The organism is Burkholderia glumae LMG 2196 = ATCC 33617, from assembly GCF_000960995.1.
GTDB lineage: Bacteria > Pseudomonadota > Gammaproteobacteria > Burkholderiales > Burkholderiaceae > Burkholderia > Burkholderia glumae.
On sequence record NZ_CP009434.1, the window covers coordinates 26008 to 48208 of the forward strand.

Sequence of the window (22201 nt, forward strand, 5' to 3'; positions counted from 1 at the left end):
GCACCGCACCACAACAAGGCAAAATACGGGTTTTTCCGAGCCCGTGCCGGGCTCGCCCCGCCTGCCCGCCTCGTGCGCCGCCAGCCGCGCGCCGCCGCGCCGGCAGGCCCGCTCGCGCCATGCCGCGAGCCCACCGGAGTCGCATGACCATGCCTGAATCGAATCTGTCGTTCGTTGGCCGCCTGTCGGTCGCCATCGGATCGTTCTTCGCCATCCTCGGCGACGGCAAGCTTGCCGCCGAAGTCCGTAGCCTGCGCAACGGCGCGCGCGCGCCCGCGGCCCCCGCCGCGCCGCCGCCGGCGCCAGCCCCCACCCCGGCGGCGGCGCCCGCGCCGGCCATCCAGGCCGCGAACCCCGAGGCCGCGCTGCAGCTGCTGGGGCTGCTGCAAAAGAACGCGCGCTTCATCGATTTCGTCGAGGAAGACATCGCGAGCTATGCCGACGCCGAAATCGGCGCGGCCGCGCGCCTCGTCCACGAAGGCTGCCGCGCGACGCTGCGCGAGCACTTCACGATCCGCCCGGTGCGCACCGAGCCCGAGGGCACGCGCGTGACGCTGGCCGCGGGCTTCGACGCGAGCGCGCACCGCGTGACCGGCAACGTGGTGGGCAGCGCGCCGTTTACCGGCACGCTGAGCCACCGCGGCTGGCGCGCCGCCGAGGTGAAGCTGCCGCAGCGGGTCGGCACCCACGACCCGAGCGTGATCGCGCCGGCGGAGGTGGAGCTGTGAGCGAGCCGCGTTTCTCGATCGGTATCGATCTCGGTACCACGCATTGCGCGCTGTCCTATATCGATCTCGCCGCAAGCGACGGCGACGCGCCGCAGCAGCAGGTGCTGCCGATCGCGCAATTGACCTCGCCCGGCGCGATCGGCGCGCCGAGCCTGCTGCCGTCGTTCCTCTACCTGCCCCATCCGGGCGAACTCACGCCGGGCGACCTGACGCTGCCGTGGACGGCGACGCGCGACTACGCGGTGGGCGAGATGGCGCGCAGCCGCGGCGCCGGCACGCCGATCCGGCTCGTGTCGAGCGCGAAGAGCTGGCTCTGCCATCCGGGCGTCGACCGCCGCGCGGCGATCCTGCCCAACGACGCGCCGCCCGAAGTCGAGCGCGTCTCGCCGCTCGAGGCATCGGTGCGCTATCTCGCGCATCTGCGCGAGGCCTGGGACCACGCGCACCCGGACGCGCCGTTCGCCGCGCAGGCGGTGACGGTCACGATCCCGGCCTCGTTCGATCCGGCCGCGCGCGAGCTGACCGCCGAGGCCGCGCAGGCCGCCGGCTACGCAAGCACCACGCTGCTGGAGGAGCCGCAGGCCGCGCTCTACAGCTGGATCCAGAAGAGCGGCGGCGGCTGGCGCAAGGACGTGAAGGTCGGTGACGTCATCCTGGTGGTGGACGTGGGCGGCGGCACCACCGACCTCTCGCTGATCGCCGTGGTCGAGCGCGACGGCAAGCTCGAGCTGCACCGCGTGGCGGTGGGCGAGCACATCCTGCTCGGCGGCGACAACATGGACCTCGCGCTCGCGCACGTGGTCGCGCGCAAGCTGGCCGCGCAGGGCACCCAGGCCGATCCGTGGCAGCTGCGCGCGCTGACCTACGCGTGCCGCGGCGCGAAGGAGGCGCTGCTCGGCGACCGCACGCTCGACGCCGTGCCGCTGGTGGTGCCGAGCCGCGGCTCGAAGCTGATCGGCGGCTCGATCCGCACCGAGCTCACGCGCGCCGAGCTCACGCAGATCCTGCTCGACGGCTTCTTCCCGCAGGTGGACGCCGCCGCGCGGCCGGCGGTGCGCACGCGCGCCGGCCTCACCCAGCTCGGTCTGCCCTATGCGCAGGACGCCGGCATCACGCGCCACCTCGCCGCCTTCCTCGGCAAGCAGGTGGGCGCGCTCGCCGAGCTCGGCGGGCAGCCGGCTGCACCGGCCGGCGGCGCGAGCTTCCTGCACCCCACCGCCGTGCTGTTCAACGGCGGCGTGTTCAAGTCCGACCTGCTGACCGAGCGCGTCCTCACGATCCTGAACGGCTGGCTGGCGGCCGACGGGGCCGCGCCCGCGCGCCTGCTCGGCGGCGCCGACCTCGACCTCGCGGTGGCGCGCGGCGCGGCCTACTACGGCTACGTCAAGCGCGGCCGCGGCGTGCGGATTCGCGGCGGCACGGCACGCGCCTACTACATCGCCATCGAATCGGCGATGCCGGCGATCCCCGGCATGGAGCCGCCCGTCTGCGCGCTCTGCGTGGCGCCGTTCGGCATGGAGGAAGGCTCGGACGCCGCGCTGCCCGAGCAGGAGTTCGGCCTGGTGGTGGGCGAACCGGTGACGTTCCGCTTCTTCGGCTCGTCGGTGCGGCGCCAGGATCAGGTCGGCACCCTGCTCGACTACTGGTCCGCCGACGAGCTGCAGGAACTCGAGGCGATCCAGGCCACGCTGCCCGCCGAGGGCCGCACGCCCGGCGAAGTGGTGGCCGTGCGGCTGCACGCACGCGTGACCGAAGCCGGCACCCTCGAACTCGAAGCGATGCCGCGTGGCAGCGGCGAGCGCTGGAAGGTCGAATTCGACGTGCGCGGCGGCGCGGACGCCTGATGGCGCGAGCGAAGGCACGCTACGTCGTCGGCATCGACCTCGGCACCAGCAACACCGTGGTCGCCTACGTCGAGGCGGGCGGCACCGCGATCCGCCTGTTCGAGATCGACCAGCTGGTGGGCCCCGGCGAAGTGGGCGCGGCATCGCTGCTGCCCTCGGCGCGCTACCACCCGGCCGCGGGCGAGCTGCCCGCCGGGGCGCTCGCGCTGCCGTGGCGGCAAGCCGAAGGCGAAGACGAAGACGAAGGAAACGGTACGGCGCCGCCCGCGATCGTCGGGCGGTTCGCGCGGCAACTCGGCGCGCAGGTGCCGGGCCGGCTCGTCAGCAGCGCCAAGAGCTGGCTGTCGAACGCCGCGGTCGACCGGCTCGCGCCGATCCTGCCATGGGGCGCGCCCGAGGATATCGGCAAGGTCTCGCCGGTGGCCGCCAGCGCCAGCTATCTCGCGCACGTGCGCGATGCCTGGAACCACCGCTTTCCCGACGCGCCGCTGGCGCGGCAGGACGTCGTTCTGACCGTGCCCGCGTCGTTCGACGACGGCGCGCGCGCGCTCACGCTGGAGGCCGCGCGCGCGGCCGGCCTGCCCGCGCTGCGGCTGCTGGAGGAACCGCAGGCGGCGTTCTACGACTGGCTCTACCAGCACCGCGAACGGCTGCGCGACGCGCTGGCCGGCACGCGGCTGGTGCTGGTCTGCGACGTCGGCGGCGGCACGACGGACCTCACGCTGATCCGCGTCGAACTCGACGCGCAGGGCGAGCCGGTCCTCACGCGGGTGGGCGTCGGCGATCATCTGATGCTCGGCGGCGACAACATGGATCTCGCGCTCGCGCATCTGGCCGAGCGCCGGCTCGCGGGCGACGGTGGCGAGCGGCTGTCGGCCGCGAGCCTCTCGCAGCTGGTGGAGCGCTGCCGCGTCGCGAAGGAGCAGCTGCTCGGCGACGACGCGCCCGAAGCGGTGCCCGTCACGCTGCTCGGCGCGGGCGCGAAGCTGATCGGCGGCGCGCGCAGCACGCGGCTCGAACGCGCCGAGGTCGAACGGATCGTGGTGGACGGCTTCTTCCCGGCCGGCGGCGCGGATGAGCTGCCGCGCCGCTCGCGCGCCGCGCTCGTGGAGTTCGGGCTGCCCTACGCGGCCGATCCGGCGATCACGCGGCACATCGCGGCGTTCCTCGCGCGCTTCGCGTCGCAATCGCGTCACGCGCTCGCCGACGGCGCCCAGGCGGCGGGCGGCAAATCCGTTGCGCCCGCATCCAATCCGGCGCACGCCGCGAGCGGCGGCGCGCCGCCCGCGTTCGCGCTGCCGGACACGCTGCTGCTCAACGGCGGCGTATTCCGTGGGCGCGCGCCGGCGGCGCGCCTCGCCGACACGCTCGGCGCCTGGCGCGGCGCGCCGCTCAAGGTGCTGAGCAATGCCCAGCCCGACCTCGCCGTGGCGCGCGGCGCGGTGGCCTACGGGCTCGCGCGCCACGGCCGCGCGCCGAAGATCGGCGGCGGCTCGCCGCGCAGCTATTTTCTGGTGCTCGACGGCGAGCGCGACGCACGGGCGGCGGACGGCGCCGCCGCTCCGGCGCCACGCGGCGTCTGCGTCCTGCCGCGCGGCACGCCCGAGGACGAGCCGGTGCGACTGGGCGATCGCACCTTCGCGCTGCGGCTCGGCCATCCCGTGCAGTTCCGCCTCGTCTCGACGGTGGCCGACACGCCGTGGCGCCCCGGCGAGATCGCCACGCTGGCCGGCGACGCTTTCGTCTGGCTGCCGCCGCTGGCCACCGTGGTGCGGCGGCGCGACGGCGGCCCCGGCAAGGCACGCGAGCGCGCGGTGCAGCTCACCGCGACGCTGACCGAGGTCGGCACGCTGGAGATGCACTGCGTGGCCACCGACGACGACGCGCAGCGCTGGCAGCTGGAATTCCGGCTGCGCGGCGCGGACGGGCCGGGTGCCGACGCGGCCGATGGCGGCGAACCCGCCGACGCCGCGCGCCATCCCGGATTCGACGCGGCGATCTCGCTGATCGAACGCGGCTTCGGCGCCCCGTCGGCACGCGTCGATCCGAAGGAGGTGAAGCGCCTGCGCGCCCAGCTCGAACAGCGGCTCGGCCCGCGCGCGGGCTGGGATCTCGCGCTGCTGCGCGAGCTGTTCGGCGCGCTGTGGGAGCGTGCCGCGCGACGCCGCCGCTCGGCCGACCACGAGCGGCTGTGGCTCAACCTCGCCGGCTGGTGCATCCGCCCCGGCTTCGGCCATGCGCTCGACGCGTGGCGCGTCGAGCAGCTCTGGACGCTGTTCGACGACGGCATCCAGCACGTTCACGACGCGCAGGTGTGGTCGGAATGGTGGACGCTCTGGCGCCGCGCGGCCGGCGGCCTGCCGGCCGAGGCGCAGCAGCAGGTCTGCGACGCGCTGGCCTGGCTCGACGAGGCAGCCGCGCAGAAGCACCACGGCTTGCCGTTCGACCCGTCGAAACTCGGCCAGGCCGACATGACGCGCCTTTACGCCTCGCTCGAACGGCTCCCCGCCGAGCGCAAGATCGCGATCGCCGAAGCGCTGCTCGAGCGGCTCGCGCGCGGCGCGGGCAACCGCCAGGACTGGTGGGCGATCGGCCGGATCGGCGCGCGGCTGCCGTTCTACGGCAGCGCGCACGAGGTGGTGCCGCCGGCGGTGGCCGCGCGCTGGCTCGACGCGATCCTCGCGCTCGACTGGAAGAAGATCGAGCCGGCCATGTTCGCGGCCGCGCAGATCGCGCGCATGACGGGCGACCGCTCGCGTGATCTGCCCGACCAGGTCCGCGACGCGGTGCTGCGCCGGCTGGCGGCCGCCCATGCGGCGCCGAGCTGGCTCGCGATGGTGCGCGAGGTCGTCACGCTCGACAGCGCGGATACCGGGCGCGTGTTCGGCGAGGCGCTGCCGGCAGGCCTGACGCTGATCCGGTGAAGCGCGGCGCACGGCCAGCACCGCACGAGACCGGCGCGCATCGGGCCGAGCAGCAGGCCGACAAGCCCGCGCGCTAGCGCGACGGCGGCCCCGCCGCCGGCCATTCCGGCTCGGGTCGCCCCGCCCCGCCGCCGGCCCGATCGCGCCCGGGCCGCGGCGGCGGGCACGCCACGCGCGCTCCATAATGACCGTTCGCATACGCAAAGGAGCACGGCATGCACTACGAACTCTATTACTGGCCCACCATCCAGGGTCGCGGCGAATACGTCCGGCTGGCGCTCGAGGCGGCCGGCGCCGACTACCTCGACGTGGCGCGCGAGCACGGCGGCAGGGGCCAGGGCATGGCGGCCATGATGGAGCTGCTCGACAGCCGGTCGCTCGCCGCCCCGCCGTTCGCGCCGCCGTTCCTGAAGGCAGGCGAGCAGATCATCGGCCAGACCCCGAACATCCTGCTGTTCCTCGGCGCGAGACATCAGCTCGCGCCGCAGGACGAAGCGGGCCGGCTCTGGGCACACCAATTGCAACTGACCGTGGCCGATTTCGTCACCGAGATCCACGATACGCACCACCCGATCGCATCGAGCCGCTATTACGAGGACCAGAAGGCGGAGGCGGCGCGGCGCGCCGAGGATTTCATCGCGCACCGGCTGCCCAAGTTCCTCGGCTATTTCGATCGCGTGCGGGAACAGAACCCGCACCCGGGCGGCTACATGGTGGGCAGCCAGCTCAGCTACGTGGACCTGTCGATCTTTCAGCTGATCGAGGGCCTGCGCTACGCGTTCCCGAAGGCCACCGCGCGCGTCGAGAAGCAGCACGCGGGCCTCACCGCGATCCGCGACCGCGTGGCCGAGCACCCGCCGATCGCGCGCTATCTGGCCTCGGCGCGCCGCATCGCGTTCAACCAGGAAGGGATCTTCCGGCACTACCCGGAGCTCGACCGCTGACCCTAAGGGCCGGCGCCCAGGCGCCGGCGCGGGCAGCCCCGTCTGTCCGGCCGCTTACCCACGCCGATCTCAGAAGTTTGTCTTGCAAGTTCAACTTCTCTTATCTACGATAGCACCCATGACGACCTCCACCGAATCCGATCGCGCGCTCGAAGCCGAGGTCGCGGACCTGACGCTCGCGATCGGCCAGCTCGTGCGCCGGGTTCGCGCCGAAGTCGATCCGGGCGACTACAACCTGTCCCAGCTGAGCGTGCTGGCGCGCCTCGAGCATCGCAGCCCGATGACGATCGCCGAGCTGGCACGCGCCGAATCGATGAAGCCGCAGTCGATGGGCACGCTCGTGCATAGCCTCGAACAGGCCGGCCTGGTGGAGCGCCAGCCGCACCCCACCGACGGCCGCCAGTGGCTGATCGCGCTGACCGAGGCCGGCGCGGCCGAGCGCCGGCAGCGCCGCAGCGCGAAGCGCGCGTGGCTGCTCGAGGCGATCCGCGAGCTCGGCGTGGAGGAGCGCCGCACGCTGAGCGCGGTCACGCCGCTGCTGCGCCGGCTCGCCGAGCGCTGAGCCGCGGCGCAGCCCGCATCGCTTCGCATCGATTCGCCGCGCGGCATCCCCTCTCGCGCGCCGCGGCTGCGCGCCCCATGCGGGCAGCGCGGCCCCGGCTCATTCCCGTCAACGGCCACCGGCCCAAGGAGCCTTTCATGACCGTCACCACCCTCGATCCGAACACCGCGCTGATCGTCATCGACCTGCAGAAGGGCATCGTCGCCTTGCCCGTCGCGCATCCGCCCGCCCCCATCGTCGAACGGTCCGTGCGGCTGCTCGATGCGTTCCGCGCACGCGGCCTGCCCGTGGTGCTCGTCAACGTCGCCGGCGTGGCGCCGGGCCGCAACGAGCAGCCGCGCCGTGGCGGCGAACTGCCGCCCGACTGGGCCGAGCTGCTGCCGGAACTGAAGCAGCAGCCGGGCGACCTGCTCGTCACCAAGCGCACCTGGTGCGGCTTCACCAACACCGATCTCGACGCGAGGCTGAAGGCGGCGGGCGTCACCCAGGTCGTGCTGTGCGGCATCGCCACCAGCATCGGCGTGGAATCGACCGCGCGCCTCGCCTACCAGCTCGGCTACCACGTCACGCTCGCCATCGACGCGATGACGGACCTGCACGCCGACGCGCACGCCAACAGCATCGCGCGGATCTTTCCGCGCCTCGGCGAGACCGGCACCACCGACGACATCATCGCGCTGCTCGAGCAGCGCGACGCCTGACCGGCCGCGCGGCAGCTGCCGGCGTGGTTCGTGCATCGCGCGGCGCCGCGCCGGAACCGCCCGGCGCGATCTCGCGCGCCGTTCATCAGGCCGGTGTTCGCGCCCGCCCCGGCCGGCCGCTGCGTCCGCAGCGGCGCGTCGTGCGTCGGCCGGATGCGGGCGCCGCCCCGGCCGCGCGATAATCGCGTCTGCCCTCGTCAGCCCCCTTTCGCTCCCGGAGTTCCCGCGTGACCCCGATCGTCCTGATCCCCGGCCTGCTCTGCACGGCCGAAGTCTTCGCCCCCCAGCTTCCCGTGCTCTGGCCGCACGGCCCGGTCACGATCGCCTCGACGCTCGGCGGCGACACCATCGGGGAGCTGGCCGCCGCGCTCCTCGCCGACGCGCCGCCGCGTTTCGCGCTCGCCGGCTACTCGATGGGCGGCTACATCGCGCAGGAGATCCTGCGCCAGGCGCCCGCGCGCGTGACGCGGCTCGCGCTGCTGAGCACCTCGGCCCGTGCGGACCTGCCGATCCAGATCGAGATGCGCCGCGCGCTAGTCGATGCGGCCTGCCACGGCGATTTCGACACCGTGCTCGCGAGCCTGTCGATGACCAACGCGCATCCGTCGCGCCGCCGCGACCCGGTGCTGGCCGCCACCAAGCGGCGCATGGCCGCCGCGATCGGCCGCGCCGGCCTGGCGCGCCAGAGCGAGGCCTTGATCAGCCGCGTCGATTCGCGCGCGGACCTCGCGGCGATCGCCGTTCCCACGCTCGTGCTGACGGGCGACAGCGATGCCATCGCGCCGCCCGCCCACGCGCGCGAGATGGCCGACGCGATTCCCGGCGCCAAGCTCGTGATCGTGCCCGAGTGCGGCCACAACGCGACGCTCGAATGCCCCGAGGCCGTCAATGCCGCGCTGCTTGCGTGGCTCACGGCCTGATCCGTCAGGCCGCGACATGTCCGGCGTCTTGCCCGCGGCGCGGCGCCGAGATCGCAGGGCGCGAGGCGCGGTGCCGGCGCATCACGGCCGCGCCGGCCCTGGCCGAACAAAAAGCCCGGCGCAGCGCGCTGCCCGCGCGATAACGTTATGAAACCCCGCGCCGCCGCGCGGTGCGCGCCCCACAACGGCGGCCGGGGCTCGTGTATCGTGAGGGCGTACCAGGCCATTCCGGAACATCGATGACCACGATCGATACAATATCGACGCCCCGCTCCAAGCTGTCCGCCGTCTCCCGCCGCCTCCCTCCGAACCCGACGTACCCGGTGCCGGCCGCCACGCGCCAGCCGCGCGGCGCGCGCGCGGCGCGGGCCGCCCAAGCCCTCGCCGCGGCACTCGCCAGCAGCGCGATACCGATGGCCTGCCGCGCCGAGAGCGACGGCTTCGGCGAACTCAACGGCCCCGGCCGGATCGCCATCTTCGCGCTCGCCGGCGGCTGGCTGCTGCTGACGCTGTTCCTGTTCACGATGCTGCGGCGGGTACGGCCGCACACGCGCTACGCCGCAAGCGGCCTGTTCCTGGCCGCGCCGTTCCTCTGGCTCGCCGTCACCTATAGCTGGTTCGCGATGACCGAGCCGCGCGAATTCACGCCGTCGGCCACCGCCACCGCGATGCATACCACCGACACGCCGGTGGAGCTGGGCGGCGCGACGTTCCCGGCCGGCAGCCGCGTCGCGATGCTCGCGCCCGACGAGCATGGCGACGCCCCGCAGCCGGCCGCCGTCGAGGCCGATCGCCCGGTCGCGCTCGGCGCGCTGTCGATCCGCGCGATTCATCGCGTGGCCGGCGGCGCCGACGACACCTATGGCGCGCTGCTCGCGTTCGACCAGACCATCGATGGCTGGCCCTGCGCGGCGATCTCCGACATGGACACGGTGCTGCGCGTGGTGGACCGCCGTGCACCGAAGCCACGCCTCGTCTCGTGCCAGCTCGCCAGGACGGTGACGATCGGCAGCGTCGCATGGCCGCCCGCCACCGTCGTGCGGCGCGGCAGGAAAGGCAGCTGGACGCTGTTCTGGCAGGCCAGCACGTTCTCGCAGGTCGAGCGCGCCAAGGCGTTCTCGTTCGACGTCGATTCGATGTCGGGCGACTACGGCGCGGCGCACCAGCTCCTGTCGTGGAGCGGCACGCTGCACGGTGACGGCGAAGTGAGCGTGGCCGACGTGAGGTTTGGCGGCGATCCCGCGCCGGCGCTCGCCTGGCAGAGCGACGGCGCGATCCGCGTGACGGGGCGCGGCGTGGACGCCAGCGGCGCGCCGGTGAATTGCGTGACGGTCAGGATGACGCGCACCGGGCCGGCGTACCGGCACTGCGCGGCGCCGGCGGCCGACCAGCCGGCATCGGCCGCGCAGGGGGCATCGCGCTGAGGCTCGACGATGTGCGGCGCGCGCGCGAGGCGCCGGCGCGCGCCGGCAGGCATGGTCAGGCGCTGCGCGGCGGGCGCCCGATGGCCTGGAGCAGCGTGAAGCTCTCGCAGACGAGCGGCATCGCCGGGTGCGCCACCCGGCCGATGCGGCGGCACTCCTCGGTGAAGAAACGCCAGTGCTCGGTCCGCCAGTGCGCGAGCGACCGATCTGCTTCGCCTTCGCTGGCCGCGAACGCCGCGTCGACGCGGTCGAACGGCACGATCCGCACCTCGCTGATGCGCAGCAGCGCCGCCGGCCGGCCATGCCAGTCGAGCACGATTTCGATGTCGCCGGCCTGCGGCGGCGGCTCGCCCTCGGCCTCCCACGACCAGGCCAGGCTGCAGGTGCCATGCTTTTCGCCCGTCAGCACGAGCGCGATCAGCGCTTCGGACAGCGCCTCCGAATCGCCGAAGCGGCCGATCCGCACGTGCCCTGCCGACACCGCCACGCCGCGCTGCGTGAGTTCGGCGACCAGCGCCTCGGGGGTTTGCTCCATACCTGGCCTCTCCTCGCGTCCGCGATTTCATCCGGCCCGCTGCCAGATCCGCGCGCCGCTCGGCTGGTCCTGCCAGACCGGCGGCGCCTCCGCCAGCATCACGCAATTGCGGCCGTTGGCCTTCGCCGCATAGAGCGCGCCATCGGCTCTCGCCATCGCCGAGGCCAGCGTATCGCCGGCCCCGATCTGCTCCACGCCGGCGCTGAACGTGCAGGCGAGGTTGCCGCCCGGCACGCTCGCCGCCGAGGCGGCGACGAGCGCACGCAAGCGGTTCGTCAGGCGCGCGGCTTCCTCCCTGCCGGTGCGCATCAGCAGCGCGAACTCCTCGCCGCCGATCCGGCCCAGCAGGTCGCCGTGCCGCGTCTCGCGCGCGATGGTCAGGGCCACGTGCGCCAGCGTCTGGTCGCCGGCCGCGTGCCCGTAGCAGTCGTTGATGCGCTTGAAGTCGTCGATGTCGAGAATCACGACGGACAGCTGCGATTGCGCGGCCCGCGCCGAATCGAGCAGCGCCTCGGCCCGCGCGATGAAGGCGCGCCGCCCCAGCAGGCCGGTCAGCTCGTCGATGGTGGCCAGCCGCTCCATGCGCGCCATCAGGCGGTCGTGGGCCAGCATCACCATGCCGACCGACAGGCACGGCAAGCTCAGCGTGGCCATGCCGAGAAACGCGATGTTCAGCGGCGTCGCCGCCAGGAACACCGTGTCATGCATGAAGCCGAAGCCATAGGCCGCGCAGCGGGCCGCATGGACCAGCGCCCCGAGCGCCGCGATTACCGACACGAAGTCGTAGACGTACCTGGGCCGGCCCGCCGGCCGGTGCCGCTGCGCCAGCCAGGCGATCGCGAAGCGCACGTAGGCGAGGCCGCCCGACACCAGCACGATGCGCGCGTCGAGGTCGGGCGAACGCCAGGTCCAATAGGCGAGCCCGGCTATCAGCAGACCGAACGCGGCCGATTCCCAGACCACCGGGGCACGCAGCAGGAAGAAACGCCGCAAGCCGTGCAGGGCGAGCACCGACGCCGTCACCAGCAGCATGCTCGCGCCGCCCGCCGCGCTGTCCGAGCGGCGCAGCAGCAACAGCACCGCGGCAGCGCCCAGCAGGCCCACTGCCATGCACCAGTGGCGCACGCCCGGGATTCCGGCCTGCAGCAGCGAGCCGAGGACGGCGGCGCTCATCAGGCAGAACAGGGCCGCTATGCCGATAAGCACGGTCGGGGTGGACATGGCAGCGTGACGGGAAAGTCCGATCGATGAAGGCATCGGGCGTGGCACGGAATCGTGCGCCTGCCGGTGCAGGCAAAGCGCATATCGTACCGGAAGATATTTCAATGCCGAGGTCGGCGGCGGGTAAATATTTCGACACCGTAGGCGTAATGTGAGGTGCGGTAAGCCGGGTGTCGGCAGACGCTTCGCCGGCATGCGGGGAGCCGGCCGGTTGCCGGCCGGATCGGCGGCCCGGGCGCGGCGCAGCGCGCGCCGTGGCGCCGTGGCACCGGATGCGCCGGATGCGCCAGCGCGGCGGCCGCGCCGCCTCAGCTCGCGGCCAGCGCCGCCCCGTCGGTGACGTCGCGCGCTGCGCCCGCCTGCGAGAGCCGCCGGTAGCGCGCCAGCGCCCACAGCGGGAAGTACGCCGTGTAGCCGTGATATTTCAGGTAGTAGATGCGCGGGAAGCCCGGCGCATTGTGCGAGCGATGCCACCAGAAGCCGTCGGCCTGCTGCACCGACAGCAGATAGCGGATGCCGCGCTGCACCGACTCCGACTGCCAGTCGCCGAACGCCATCTGCGCGAGCAGCGCCCAGGCCGTGACGTTCGATGCGCTCTCGCCGCCGTTGGTCCCGGCCAGCGCCGGATCGAGATAGCTGTCGTTGGTTTCGCCCCAGCCGCCGTCGGCGTTCTGGCAGGCGCGCAGCCAGGCGATCGCGCGCGCGATGTAGGGCTGCGAGGGGTTCTCGCCGGCCAGCGCAAGGCCGGCCAGCACGCTCCAGGTCCCGTAGATGTAGTTGGTGCCCCAGCGGCCCCACCAGCAGCCGTCGGCGCGCTGCATGCGCTTCACGTACTCGATCGCGCGCGCCAGCGCGGGCTTGTCCTCGTCGCGGCCGGTCACGCCCAAGCAGAGCAGCACGCGCCCCGACACGTCCTCGGTGGGCGGGTCGAGCAGCGCGCCGTGATCGGCGAACGGGATCAGGTTCAGGTAGAGCCGGTCGCAATCGGCGTCGAACGCGCCGAAGCCGCCGTTGCGCGATTGCAGCCCGCGCATCCAGTCGAGCCCGCGCGCGACCACCTGCGCATACGGATCGGTGCCGGTGCTGCGCGCGAGCAGGCGGCCGCGCCGGTGCAGCATCGCGGCCACCACGGCGCTGTCGTCGATGTCGGGGTAGTACGGGTTCTCGTACTGGAACGCCCAGCCGCCCGCCGGCGTCGCGGCCGGCGCGTTCTCGACCCAGTCGCCGCGCACCTGCGTGACCTGCTTGCCGGCGAGCCATTCGTAGGACGCCGCGATGCACCGCTGCAACTGCGCGTCGGACACCGGGGGAGCGTCGCGCGGGTCGGGCACCGCGCGCGCCTGCTCGAGCGCCATCGTGCTCCATGCGGTATCCCACACCGGCGACAGGCACGGCTGGCAATAGACGCTGCCGTCCGGCCGCTCGACCAGCAGCTTGTCGAGCGCGTTCTCGCAATCGCGCCGCAGCGGGTGATCCTCGGGATAGCCGAGCACGTCCATCATCTGGTAGCTGTAGACGATCGGCGGGAAGATCCCGCCCATGCCGTCCTCGCCGTTCATGCGCTCGGCGCACCACGCCTCGGCATGGCGGATCGCGCGGCGGCGCAGCGCCTTCGGGATCAGCGCATCGAGGGGCCGCAGCGCGCGGTCGATTCCCAGGAACAGGTTGCGCACGAAGCCGCCGCGCGCGAAGTAGTGGCGCTCCGCTTCGGGCGCGGTCACGAACAGCTCGCGAATCGACACGTTGCGCGGGTTCTTCGCGCGCGCCTTCAGCGAACAGAGCACCAGCAGCGGCACCATGGTGGTGCGCGCCCAGTACGCGACCTTGTACATCGAGATCGGCACCCACTTCGGGAACAGCACGAACTCGACCGGCATGAACGGCGTGGCGCGCCACGGCACCTGCCCGAACGTGGCAAGCAGGATGCGCGTGAACACGTTCGATTTCGCCGCGCCGCCGAGCTTGAGGATGGTTTCGCGCGCGCGCGCCATGTGCGGCGCGTCCTCGCTGTCGCCGGCCGCCTTCAGCGCGAAATAGGCCTTCACGCTGCACGACACGTCGGGCGCGCCGTCCACGTAGAGGTCCCACGCGCCGTGCGTGGCGAGCCGCTGAATGCCACGCAGGTAGCGCGCCATGCGCGCCTGCCGCGCTTCGTCGATCTTCCCCATGAAATGCATCATCAGGATGTATTCGGCGGTGATCGTGGCGTCGGATTCGAGTTCGAAGCACCAGCTGCCGTCGGCGCTCTGGCGCTGCGCGAGCGCATCGCGGCCGCGCAGGATCGCGGCGTCCAGCAGGGATGGAAGCGGAAGATCGGAATTTTTCATCGGCCGGATCATACCATCCGGCCGGATTGTTGGGCGTGCCGAAACCGCGATGGTAAGATGCGCGCATGAACGACACCCGGCCTCCCGCGCCCGGCACGCTGCCCGACCAGGCCGGTGCCGCGGCCGCCTCCCCGATGCCCGCGCCGGATCACGCCCGCGACGGCGGCCGCGCTGCCGCGGCGCCCGATGCCGGCGCCCCCGCCGACGAGACGCGCGGCAGCCGCCGCAAGAAGGCCCCGGCCCACGTGCGCTCGGCGTTGCTGCGGGCCGCCGCCGACATCGCCACCGAGCACGGCGTGCAGGCCGTCACGCTGGAGGCCGTGGCCGAGCGCGCCGGAGTCAGCAAGGGCGGCCTCCAATACCATTTCCGCAGCAAGCAGGCGCTGTTCGACGCGCTGTTCGCGCAGACCCTCGAACGCTTCGAGGCGCAGATGAAGGCCTCGATCGCCGCCGACCCGCATCCGGCCGGCGCGAACGCGCGCGCCTACCTGCACGCGGCGATGAACGAGGCCGCGCCGGCCGCGAGCACGAACCTGCTGCGCGTGCTGGTCGCCTCGATGATGACCGACCCCGACGCGCGCGAGCGCTGGGCCAAGCCCATGCGCGAGCTCTCGCGCCCCGATCCGCTGCCGCTCGAACAGGCGGCCAGGCTGATGATCTGCCGGCTCGCCGCCGACGGGATGTGGATTTCCGAGCTGCTCGGCTACCAGAGCCTCTCGCCGGCGCTGCGCGACGAAATCGTGCGGCAGCTCGAGGTGATGACCGCGAGGTGAGGCGCGCGGCGGATCGCGGCGGGGCCTGCGGCCGCCTGCGCTACCATCGTGGAAAATATGCGGGCCCCCACCCGGGCGCCCGTATCGTGACCGACCTTCGATGAATCGACAATGCAAAGCAAGCGGCCCGGACTGGGGCATATGACACGGGCGGAGGCGGCGGCTGAGGAACTGAGGCGCAGGATTCTCGCCGGAGAGATCGCCGAAGGCACGCCGCTCAAGCAGGACGCGCTCGCCGCCGAGTTCGGCATCAGCCGCATCCCGCTGCGCGAGGCGCTCGTCCAGCTCGAAAGCGAAGGCCTCGTCAGGATCCTGCCGCACAAGGGCGCGATCGTCGCGGAGTTCTCGATCGACGAGATCACCGAGCTGTTCGAGCTGCGCGCGCTGCTCGAACCCATGCTGCTGCGCAAGTCGGTGCCCCATCTGGACGCCGATGATTTCGCCGCGATCCAGCAGGTGCTCGATGCGTTCAGCGACGAGTTGCACGCCAACGCGCCGGCGCACTGGGGCGAGCTGAACACGCAGCTGCACCAGTTGCTGCTGGCGCGCGCGAACCAGCCCAGGACGGCCGGCATCGTTCATTCGCTGCTGCAGCAAACCGATCGCCACACGCGCGTGCAGCTGTCGCTGACCGCGCAAAGCGCGGACCGCGCCGAACGCGAGCATGCCGAGCTGGTCGAGCGATGCAGGCAGCGCGATGCGGAGGGCGCGGCGGCCTTGCTGAAGGCGCACATCGAGCATGTCGGCGACGAACTGAAGCGTTTCCTCGAAGCACGGCGCGGCGCCTGACCGGCGCAGGCCGGCGCGCGAGGCATGCCGCGCCTCGCCACCCGCGCGGCCTCACCTTCGGGCCGCGCCGCTCCGCCTCTCCCAGCTCACCTCCAGCGGCCGCCAGACGAGACGACGGCCACGCCGCGAAGCCCGCGCCTCAGGCGCGTTCGAGATCGGCCGACCACGAGCGATACCATTCGCGGAACTGCGCGTACTGCTGCGCGGCGTAGTTGCGCTGCGCGTCGCTGAGCACGTCGGATTCGTTGAAGTGCAGCGTGTATTCGGTGTCGCCGTTCAGCACCATCAGGTACTTGTAGTACAGCACCAGGTCGGCGCCCTCGTCGAACGACGACAGCACGTGCAGCGCCGCTTCCAGCTCCTTCGCCTGACGGCGCGCGTGCGCATCGCCGGCCGCGGCCCGCTGGCTGAGCGCCACCAGTTGCAGGACCTCGCGCGGCAGCGCGTTGCCGATGCCGGTGATCGCGCCCGTCGCACCGCAATTGACGAAGCCGTGGAACACCTGGGTATCGACGCCGGCCATCAGGATCACGTCGTCGTCCTGCGAGGTGATGTGCTCGGCCGCATAGCGCATGTCGGCCGCGCCGCCGAACTCCTTGAAGCCGACCAGATTCGGGAATTGCCGGCGCAGCGCGAAGAACAGGTCGGCGCGCGTGGCGAAGCCGTAGTACGGGCTGTTGTAGATCACCGCCGGCAGCGCGGGCGCGGCCGCGAGGATCGCCGAGAAATGGGCCTTCTGGGCCGCCGGCGAGGAGCCGCGCGACAGCACGCGCGGAATCACCATCAGGCCCTGCGCGCCGACCCGCGCGGCATGCGCGGCGTGCGACACGGCCTCCTTCGTGTTGACGGCCCCCGTGCCGACGATGGTCGGCACGCCGGCGGCCACCAGGCGCGCCACGCCTTCCTGGCGCTGGGCTTCGGTCAGCAGCGGCCAATCGCCCATCGAGCCGCAATACACCACGGCGCGCATGCCGAGCGCGACCAGCTCGCGCCCCTTCCTGACCAGGGCGTCGAAGTCGGGCGTGCGGTCCTGCTTGCAGGGGGTCATGAGGGCCGGAATGGTCCCTTCGAAAACGTTGGTGGTCATTAAACAGGTTCCTGAAAGTTCGGTCGGACGGGGTGAGCCTCACACGAAACCAGCCTTGGACGAGCCGCGCCGCGGTGACTGAATTCGATGTTTGTATATTGTATACAATGTCAAAAAAGCTGAGTAGCCCCTGGTCCGAATCAGCCGGGCGACGCGCGGGCGTGCCGTCCGGCGGGCGCCCGGCCCCGCCGCCGCACGACTTCCGGTAAAGTCTTCGCTTTGCGCGCGGGCCGCCGCCCGCGCACCGCCCCACCGCCTGCCGAGCCCCGCGATGCCACACCCGATCCCGTTCCCCACGATCCGCGCGATCGCCTTCGATTTCGACGGCGTGATTCTCGACTCGGCCCGGATGAAGGTGGATCTGTTCCTCGAGTGCTATGAGGACCATGGCCGGCCGCTCACGCCCGCGCAGCGCGCTGCGATGCTCGCCCACCTGACGCATCACGGCGGCGTCGGCCGCGTCGCCAAGTTCACCCATTACGAACGCGCGATCTTCGGCCGCGAGCCCGATCCCGAGACGGTGGCCGCGCTCGCGCGGCGCTACAGCGACCTGCTGATGGCGCGCATCGACGGCTGCCCCGAACTGCCCGGCGCGCGCGCGTTCCTCGAACGGATGCAGGGCCGGCTGTCGCTGCACCTGATCTCCGGCACCACCGACGACGATCTGCGCCACATCACGCAGCGGCGCGATTTCGCGCGCTACTTCCGCACCATCGTGGGCGCGCCGGTCACCAAGCCGGCCGCGTTCGCCGAGGTGCTGCGCCTGGGCGGCTGGCAGCCGGCCGAGGTGCTGGCGATCGGCGATTCGTGGACGGAATTCGATGCGGCGCGCGGACTGGGCATGCCGTTCGCGGGCATCGTGGCACCGGGCGAACCGAATCCGTTCCCGGCCCCGGTGCCGGTGTACGAGGACCTGGCGGCGCTCGACGCAGCCTGGGAAGATGGCGATGCGGCGGCGCGCTGAGGGCGGCCGGCCGGCCGCACCGGCTACGCCGACAGGGCCGTGCCGGCGCGGCACCGCGGCCCGCTGAAGAGCCGGCGCGATGCGCGCCGCTCCCGGCCTCAGGCGCGCCGGGCCGCCGTGCGCGCCTCGATCGCGCGCACCACGGCGGCCATGTCCTCGCCGCCGTGGCCGAGCTTCAGCGTCTCGGTGTAAAGCTCGAAGCAGGTGTCGAGCAGCGGCGAGGCGAGGTTGGCGTTGCGCGCGGCCTCGGCGGCGAGCCGGTTGTTCTTCAGCACGTCGGCAATCGATGCCTGCACCTCGAAATCCTCGCGCACCAGCTTGTCGATCTTCACGCGCGAGACGGCGCTCGCCATCGGCCCGGCGTCGAGCACGGTCTGGAACTGCTTCATGTCGAGCCCGTAGCAGCGCGCGAGGTGCGAGGCCTCGGCCACCGCGGTCACCATCGGGATCAGGAAGGTATTGACCGACAGCTTCATCAGCAGCCCGGTGGGCACCGGCCCGCAAACCACGGATTCATGACACATCGGCTTGAGCAGCGGGCGCACTGCCTCGATGTCGGCCGGCTCGCCGGCCAGCATCGCCACCAGCTGCCCGGCCTCGGCCGGCTTGCGGGAGCCCGACACGGGCGCCTCCACGTAACGGCCGCCGGCCGCGCGGATGTCGGCGTCGAGCCGGCGCGAATAGTCGGCCGACACGGTGCCCATGTGCACGATCAGGTGGCCGGCCACGCGCCGTGCGAAATCGGGCGTGCCGCGGCCGAGCACGGTATCGAGCGCCTCGTCGGTCGCCATCATCAGGATCACGGTGCGCGCCTCGCGATAGACCTCGTCGACCGATCCGGCGACTTGCGCGCCCGCCTCGGCGAGCGGCGCGCAGCGTTCCGGGGAGCGATTCCAGACGATCAGCGCGGTGCCCGCGCGCGCGAGATTGAGCGCCATGGGCTGCCCCATCACGCCGATGCCGATGAATCCGACTTTCATTGAGTGTCTCCGTATCTTCACCATCGCTCGTGGCGATGGCCAGGTGGGGATGGCTGCGGGTTCCGCTCACGGGACGACGGCCCACGGCAAACGGCGGGCGGCCGGGCGATGTGCCGGCTCCAAGCTCGGTGCCTGCGATCGCGCGGCCACCCGTGGCGGCACCGCTCCGGGCGGCGGCGATCGGCCGCGCGCGCCGCCCAGTGTATCTAAATCGCCGCCGCCTGTGCGGCCGCCGCGTAGCGGCTCTCGCGGTACGGCAGCCCGAGATGGTCGCGCAGCGTCGCGCCGCGCAGCACCGGGTCGAAGTAGCCGCGCGCGGCCAGCACCGGCAGCACGTGGCGGATCATGTCGTCGAGCCCGAAGCCCACCACCGGCAGCCCGAGCATGAAGCCGTCGGCCGCGCCGGCCTCGACCCAGCGGATCATCTCGTCGGCCACGCGCTCCGGCGTGCCGATGAAGGCCTCCGAGGTGCCGATGTTGGAGCGCCGCGTGGCCACCTCATAGGCCACCTCGCGCAGCGTCAGCCTGCGTTCGCGCGCGAGCCGCTTGATGTTGTCGGTGGTCGAGCGGAACCCGTCGTTGCCGAGTTCGCCGATCTCGGGGAACGGCCCGTCGAGCGGGTAGGCGCTGAAATCGTGCTGCTGGAAGAAGTGCCCGAGATAGGCGAGCGCCTCGTTCGGCGAAAGCAGGTCGCGTACCTGGCGATACTTGTCGTCGGCCTCGGCTTCGGTCGCGCCGACGATCGGCCCGATGCCGGGGAACACCTTCACGTGCTCCGGATCGCGCCCGGCCTGCGCGGCAGCCTGCTTGACGCGGCGATAGAACGTCAGCGCGTCGTCGAAGGTGCCGCCGTTCGAGAACACCGCGTCCGCGTAGCGGCCGGCGAACGCGATGCCGTCGCCCGACGAGCCGGCCTGGAAGATCACCGGCTGGCCCTGCGGCGAGCGGCGGATGTTGAGCGGGCCGTCCACCGAGTAGTAGCGGCCGCGATGATCGAGCCGGTGCAGTCCGGCCGGATCGAAGAAGCGGCCGGTGGCGCGGTCGCGCACCAGCGCGTCGTCGTCCCAGCTGTCCCACAGGCCCTGCACCACGTCGATGTGCTCGGCGGCGATCTCGTAGCGCGCCGCGTGGTCGGGATGCTCGCGTCCGTAGTTGCGCGCGGTGCCCTCGAGCGAGGACGTCACCACGTTCCAGCCCGCGCGGCCGCGGCTGATGAGATCGAGCGAGGCGAACTGGCGCGCCACGTTGAACGGCTCGGCGTAGGGCGACGACACCGTGCCGACCAGCCCGATCTTGGTGGTCAGCGCGGCGAGCGCGGACAGCAGGGATATCGGCTCGAAGCGGTTCAGGAAATGCGGCGCCGACTTCTCGGTGATGAACAGGCCGTCGGCGATGAACGCGAACGCGATGCCGGCCGCCTCGGCCGCGCGCGTGCGCTCGGCATAGAACTCGAAATTGACGCTCGCGTCGGGCGGCACGCTGGGGTGCTTCCAGGCGTTCATGTTCGCACCCGGCCCCTGGATCAGCACGCCGAGATGGATCCGTTTCTTTTGCATGACGAAGCTTCCTCGCAACATGGGAAAGATCCGCGCATGGCGGCCGACCGTGGGCCGGCGCGGCGCGGGAGAAGGTTCCGGCAGGCGGCCGTCTGGCGCCGCGCCCGGGCTGCCGGCCTGGCTGCGCGGGCCTGCGTGCGAAGGCCCGCCGTAGCACGGCCAGGCGAGCGGCGCGCCGTGCTCATGCGCCGAGCGCGCTCGCGGCGGCCGGCGCGCCGTTCTGCCACAACAGCGGCGTGACCGATTCGGCGGCCGTCACCGCCTCGACGCGCCCGATCACGAGATCGTGGCTGCCGTAGCCGTACATCGCGTCGACCCGGCACAGCAGCGTGGCCTGCGCGCCGCCCAGCACCGGCAGCCCGCGCGCCTCGCGCCAGGCGCCGAACGCGAAGCGCGCCGCGTGCTCGAGCTTGCCGCTGAACGGCGCGATCAGGTCGGCCTGGCGCGCCTGCAGCAGATTGACCGAGAAGCGCCGCGTGCGCGCGAGCGGCAGGTAGACGCTCGCGTTGCGATTGATGCAGACCACGATCGCGGGCGGCTCGGTGCAGAGCGTGCTGAGCGCGGTGGCCGCCATGCCGTAGCGCGCGCCGTGCTCGCGTGTCGCCACGATCGACACGGCGGCAGTGAGCCGGCGCATCGCGTGCCGGAACTGGCGCGCGAGTTCGGCGCCGCCGCGCCCGTCATGCGCCTCCGGCGCGGCGGCGGACGGTGCGCCCGGCGCGGCGGGCCGCGCCTGCCCCGGCGCCGGCGCGGCCGCCTCGAGTCCGGCGCCCGGCGCGCCGTCGATTGTTGCGTTGCTCCATGGGCTGGCCATCACGTCTCCTCGTCATGTCGGTTGGTTGGAAGCGGCGGCGCGCCGCTCAGCTCTTGAGCACCGAGTACATCAGCGTGCCGGAGAACATCAGCAGCAGCAGCGCGGCGCCGCGCAGCAGCGTCGAGGTGCGCTCGGCCCAGGCGCGCCGCGACGTGATCAGCCCGCCGAGGCACGACCAGCCGACGCCGATCGGCGCGAGCACGATCAGGAACAGCGTGAACGCGCTCAGGTACACGGGGATCGAGCGGAACGCCTCGACCGGGAACAGGGTGCTCGCGAACAGCAGCGCCTTCGGATTCATCAGCGTGGCGACGAACTGGTCGCGAAAGCCGATCGGCCTCACGTCGGCCTGCTCCGCCAGCACGCGGCTGTGGGTCCACATCTTCAGCGCGAGGTAGAAGATGTAGGCCGAGCTGGCGAGCTTGACGATGTCGTAGAGCCACGGCCGCGGCGCCGCGAAGGTGCCGAGGAACAGCCCCCACACCGACACCGCCACCAGATAGCCGAGCGCCTCGGCGATCACGAGCGGCCAGGTGCCGCGCAGCCCGACCTTCAAGCCCGACGACAGCAGCAGCGTATTGGTCGGGCCGGGCACGACGAGCACCAGCGAGACGTACGTCAGCATCCTCAACAAAGCATCCTGGAGCGGCACGATGCCTCCTCGATCGAATCAGGATCGGCAAACGGGGTTGAAGGGGGAGCCGGCCGCGCCGCGTCAGTCGCGCGCCGGCGCGGAGTCGAAGTAGCGGTTGCCGCCGGGTTCGAGCCAATCGGCCCGCGGCGGCGTGAAGATGTCGAGATCGACGGCATCCTCGAGGCACAGCGCGTTGTGCGGCAGGTTCGCGGGCAGATGCAGGATCCCGCCCGGGCCGACCTCGGCCTCGTATTCGAGCCGCTCGCCGTAGCGAAACAGCAGGCGGCCCGACAGGATCATCGTGAACTGCTCGTTCGGATGCGAATGGGTGGCGACGAACGCCCCCTTCTTCATGAACAGTTTCGCCATCGTCAGCGCGTCGCCGTGTACCACCTGCCGCGTGATGCGAGGCGTCAGCACCTCGCGCGCGATAGCGTCCCACGTGCCGTGGCCGTGTTCGTTGAGCCCTGCCAT

The 22201-nt window shown here is 72.2% G+C and carries 20 protein-coding genes; 11 read left to right on the plus strand and 9 right to left on the minus strand.

What is annotated here, in order from left to right; translation table 11 throughout:
* Window positions 1–149: 149 nt before the first annotated feature.
* The 8 genes from KS03_RS01605 to KS03_RS01640 all read left to right on the plus strand — a co-directional run bounded on the left by KS03_RS01605 (window position 150) and on the right by KS03_RS01640 (window position 10047).
* Window positions 150–728, plus strand: a complete 579-nt coding sequence (locus KS03_RS01605) for a DUF2760 domain-containing protein (protein ID WP_012733159.1) — start codon at window positions 150–152, stop codon at window positions 726–728.
* Window positions 725–2572, plus strand: coding sequence for an Hsp70 family protein (locus tag KS03_RS01610; protein ID WP_012733158.1), 1848 nt, complete (start codon window positions 725–727; stop codon window positions 2570–2572). The genes KS03_RS01605 and KS03_RS01610 overlap by 4 nt, the downstream gene beginning before the upstream one ends.
* Window positions 2572–5496: an Hsp70 family protein gene (locus KS03_RS01615; protein ID WP_045678718.1), complete on the plus strand. Its 2925-nt coding sequence runs from the start codon at window positions 2572–2574 to the stop codon at window positions 5494–5496. Before KS03_RS01610 ends, KS03_RS01615 begins: the two co-directional genes overlap by 1 nt.
* Before the next feature lie 215 nt (window positions 5497–5711).
* A complete protein-coding gene (locus KS03_RS01620) occupies window positions 5712–6440 on the plus strand; it encodes a glutathione S-transferase (protein ID WP_012733156.1) in 729 nt (242 codons plus the stop codon).
* 118 nt (window positions 6441–6558) lie between these two features.
* Window positions 6559–7002 (plus strand): MarR family winged helix-turn-helix transcriptional regulator, encoded by a 444-nt coding sequence (locus tag KS03_RS01625; RefSeq protein ID WP_012733155.1) that lies wholly within the window; start codon window positions 6559–6561, stop codon window positions 7000–7002.
* A 137-nt stretch (window positions 7003–7139) separates the two neighbouring features.
* Window positions 7140–7703, plus strand: coding sequence for an isochorismatase family protein (locus KS03_RS01630; protein ID WP_012733154.1), 564 nt, complete (start codon window positions 7140–7142; stop codon window positions 7701–7703).
* A 227-nt stretch (window positions 7704–7930) separates the two neighbouring features.
* Entirely contained in the window at window positions 7931–8623 is a 693-nt protein-coding gene (locus KS03_RS01635; protein ID WP_012733153.1) for an alpha/beta fold hydrolase, read from the plus strand.
* A gap of 239 nt (window positions 8624–8862) precedes the next feature.
* Entirely contained in the window at window positions 8863–10047 is a 1185-nt protein-coding gene (locus KS03_RS01640; RefSeq protein WP_217908391.1) for a hypothetical protein, read from the plus strand.
* Window positions 10048–10102: 55 nt separating this feature from the next.
* On the opposite strand, the gene KS03_RS01645 is transcribed toward KS03_RS01640, so the two are convergent.
* From KS03_RS01645 to shc, 3 genes are all read right to left on the minus strand, one after another.
* Window positions 10103–10582: an ASCH domain-containing protein gene (locus KS03_RS01645; protein WP_012733151.1), complete on the minus strand. Its 480-nt coding sequence runs from the start codon at window positions 10580–10582 to the stop codon at window positions 10103–10105.
* A gap of 27 nt (window positions 10583–10609) precedes the next feature.
* Window positions 10610–11803, minus strand: a complete 1194-nt coding sequence (locus KS03_RS01650; RefSeq protein ID WP_012733150.1) for a GGDEF domain-containing protein — start codon at window positions 11801–11803, stop codon at window positions 10610–10612.
* A gap of 308 nt (window positions 11804–12111) precedes the next feature.
* Entirely contained in the window at window positions 12112–14142 is a 2031-nt protein-coding gene (gene shc / locus KS03_RS01655; protein ID WP_012733149.1) for a squalene--hopene cyclase, read from the minus strand.
* 53 nt (window positions 14143–14195) lie between these two features.
* Here shc and KS03_RS01660 point away from each other — a divergent pair, with 53 nt between their 5' ends.
* The gene (locus tag KS03_RS01660) at window positions 14196–14903 is read left to right on the plus strand and encodes a TetR/AcrR family transcriptional regulator (protein WP_012733148.1); all 708 of its coding nucleotides are present in this window, start codon (window positions 14196–14198) and stop codon (window positions 14901–14903) included.
* 111 nt (window positions 14904–15014) lie between these two features.
* Window positions 15015–15692 carry a GntR family transcriptional regulator gene (locus tag KS03_RS01665; RefSeq protein ID WP_012733147.1) on the plus strand — a complete coding sequence of 226 codons (678 nt, stop codon included), beginning with the start codon at window positions 15015–15017 and terminating at the stop codon, window positions 15690–15692.
* Window positions 15693–15831: 139 nt separating this feature from the next.
* Here the strand turns inward: KS03_RS01665 and KS03_RS01670 are convergent, their stop codons facing one another.
* On the minus strand, window positions 15832–16779 hold the full coding sequence (locus KS03_RS01670) for a dihydrodipicolinate synthase family protein (RefSeq protein ID WP_012733146.1): 948 nt from the start codon (window positions 16777–16779) through the stop codon (window positions 15832–15834).
* Window positions 16780–17050: 271 nt separating this feature from the next.
* Between KS03_RS01670 and KS03_RS01675 the strand changes: the two genes are divergently transcribed.
* Window positions 17051–17743, plus strand: coding sequence for an HAD family hydrolase (locus KS03_RS01675; RefSeq protein ID WP_012733145.1), 693 nt, complete (start codon window positions 17051–17053; stop codon window positions 17741–17743).
* 98 nt (window positions 17744–17841) lie between these two features.
* Here the strand turns inward: KS03_RS01675 and KS03_RS01680 are convergent, their stop codons facing one another.
* The 5 genes from KS03_RS01680 to KS03_RS01700 all read right to left on the minus strand — a co-directional run bounded on the left by KS03_RS01680 (window position 17842) and on the right by KS03_RS01700 (window position 22201).
* The gene (locus KS03_RS01680; protein WP_254984735.1) at window positions 17842–18774 is read right to left on the minus strand and encodes an NAD(P)-dependent oxidoreductase; all 933 of its coding nucleotides are present in this window, start codon (window positions 18772–18774) and stop codon (window positions 17842–17844) included.
* A gap of 155 nt (window positions 18775–18929) precedes the next feature.
* Complete coding sequence (locus KS03_RS01685; RefSeq protein ID WP_012733143.1) at window positions 18930–20279, minus strand: LLM class flavin-dependent oxidoreductase; 1350 nt, start codon at window positions 20277–20279, stop codon at window positions 18930–18932.
* 181 nt (window positions 20280–20460) lie between these two features.
* Window positions 20461–21093, minus strand: coding sequence for a flavin reductase family protein (locus KS03_RS01690; RefSeq protein ID WP_012733142.1), 633 nt, complete (start codon window positions 21091–21093; stop codon window positions 20461–20463).
* Between the two features lie 46 nt (window positions 21094–21139).
* Entirely contained in the window at window positions 21140–21718 is a 579-nt protein-coding gene (locus KS03_RS01695) for a LysE family translocator (protein WP_217908390.1), read from the minus strand.
* A 90-nt stretch (window positions 21719–21808) separates the two neighbouring features.
* Window positions 21809–22201 (minus strand): cupin domain-containing protein, encoded by a 393-nt coding sequence (locus KS03_RS01700; RefSeq protein ID WP_012733140.1) that lies wholly within the window; start codon window positions 22199–22201, stop codon window positions 21809–21811.

What these genes read in the sequence shown, in the direction of transcription:
- KS03_RS01605 (WP_012733159.1), top strand. Translation starts at nt 150, where the DNA reads ATGCCTGAATCGAATCTGTCGTTCGTTGGCCGCCTGTCGGTCGCCATC.
- KS03_RS01650 (WP_012733150.1), bottom strand. Translation starts at nt 11,803, where the DNA reads ATGTCCACCCCGACCGTGCTTATCGGCATAGCGGCCCTGTTCTGCCTG.
- KS03_RS01690 (WP_012733142.1), bottom strand. Translation starts at nt 21,093, where the DNA reads ATGGCCAGCCCATGGAGCAACGCAACAATCGACGGCGCGCCGGGCGCC.
- KS03_RS01640 (WP_217908391.1), top strand. Translation starts at nt 8,863, where the DNA reads ATGACCACGATCGATACAATATCGACGCCCCGCTCCAAGCTGTCCGCC.
- KS03_RS01630 (WP_012733154.1), top strand. Translation starts at nt 7,140, where the DNA reads ATGACCGTCACCACCCTCGATCCGAACACCGCGCTGATCGTCATCGAC.
- KS03_RS01700 (WP_012733140.1), bottom strand. Translation starts at nt 22,201, where the DNA reads ATGGCAGGGCTCAACGAACACGGCCACGGCACGTGGGACGCTATCGCG.
- shc (WP_012733149.1), bottom strand. Translation starts at nt 14,142, where the DNA reads ATGATCCGGCCGATGAAAAATTCCGATCTTCCGCTTCCATCCCTGCTG.
- KS03_RS01660 (WP_012733148.1), top strand. Translation starts at nt 14,196, where the DNA reads ATGAACGACACCCGGCCTCCCGCGCCCGGCACGCTGCCCGACCAGGCC.
- KS03_RS01675 (WP_012733145.1), top strand. Translation starts at nt 17,051, where the DNA reads ATGCCACACCCGATCCCGTTCCCCACGATCCGCGCGATCGCCTTCGAT.
- KS03_RS01670 (WP_012733146.1), bottom strand. Translation starts at nt 16,779, where the DNA reads ATGACCACCAACGTTTTCGAAGGGACCATTCCGGCCCTCATGACCCCC.
- KS03_RS01665 (WP_012733147.1), top strand. Translation starts at nt 15,015, where the DNA reads ATGCAAAGCAAGCGGCCCGGACTGGGGCATATGACACGGGCGGAGGCG.
- KS03_RS01695 (WP_217908390.1), bottom strand. Translation starts at nt 21,718, where the DNA reads ATGCTGACGTACGTCTCGCTGGTGCTCGTCGTGCCCGGCCCGACCAAT.
- KS03_RS01620 (WP_012733156.1), top strand. Translation starts at nt 5,712, where the DNA reads ATGCACTACGAACTCTATTACTGGCCCACCATCCAGGGTCGCGGCGAA.
- KS03_RS01685 (WP_012733143.1), bottom strand. Translation starts at nt 20,279, where the DNA reads ATGCAAAAGAAACGGATCCATCTCGGCGTGCTGATCCAGGGGCCGGGT.
- KS03_RS01625 (WP_012733155.1), top strand. Translation starts at nt 6,559, where the DNA reads ATGACGACCTCCACCGAATCCGATCGCGCGCTCGAAGCCGAGGTCGCG.
- KS03_RS01615 (WP_045678718.1), top strand. Translation starts at nt 2,572, where the DNA reads ATGGCGCGAGCGAAGGCACGCTACGTCGTCGGCATCGACCTCGGCACC.
- KS03_RS01645 (WP_012733151.1), bottom strand. Translation starts at nt 10,582, where the DNA reads ATGGAGCAAACCCCCGAGGCGCTGGTCGCCGAACTCACGCAGCGCGGC.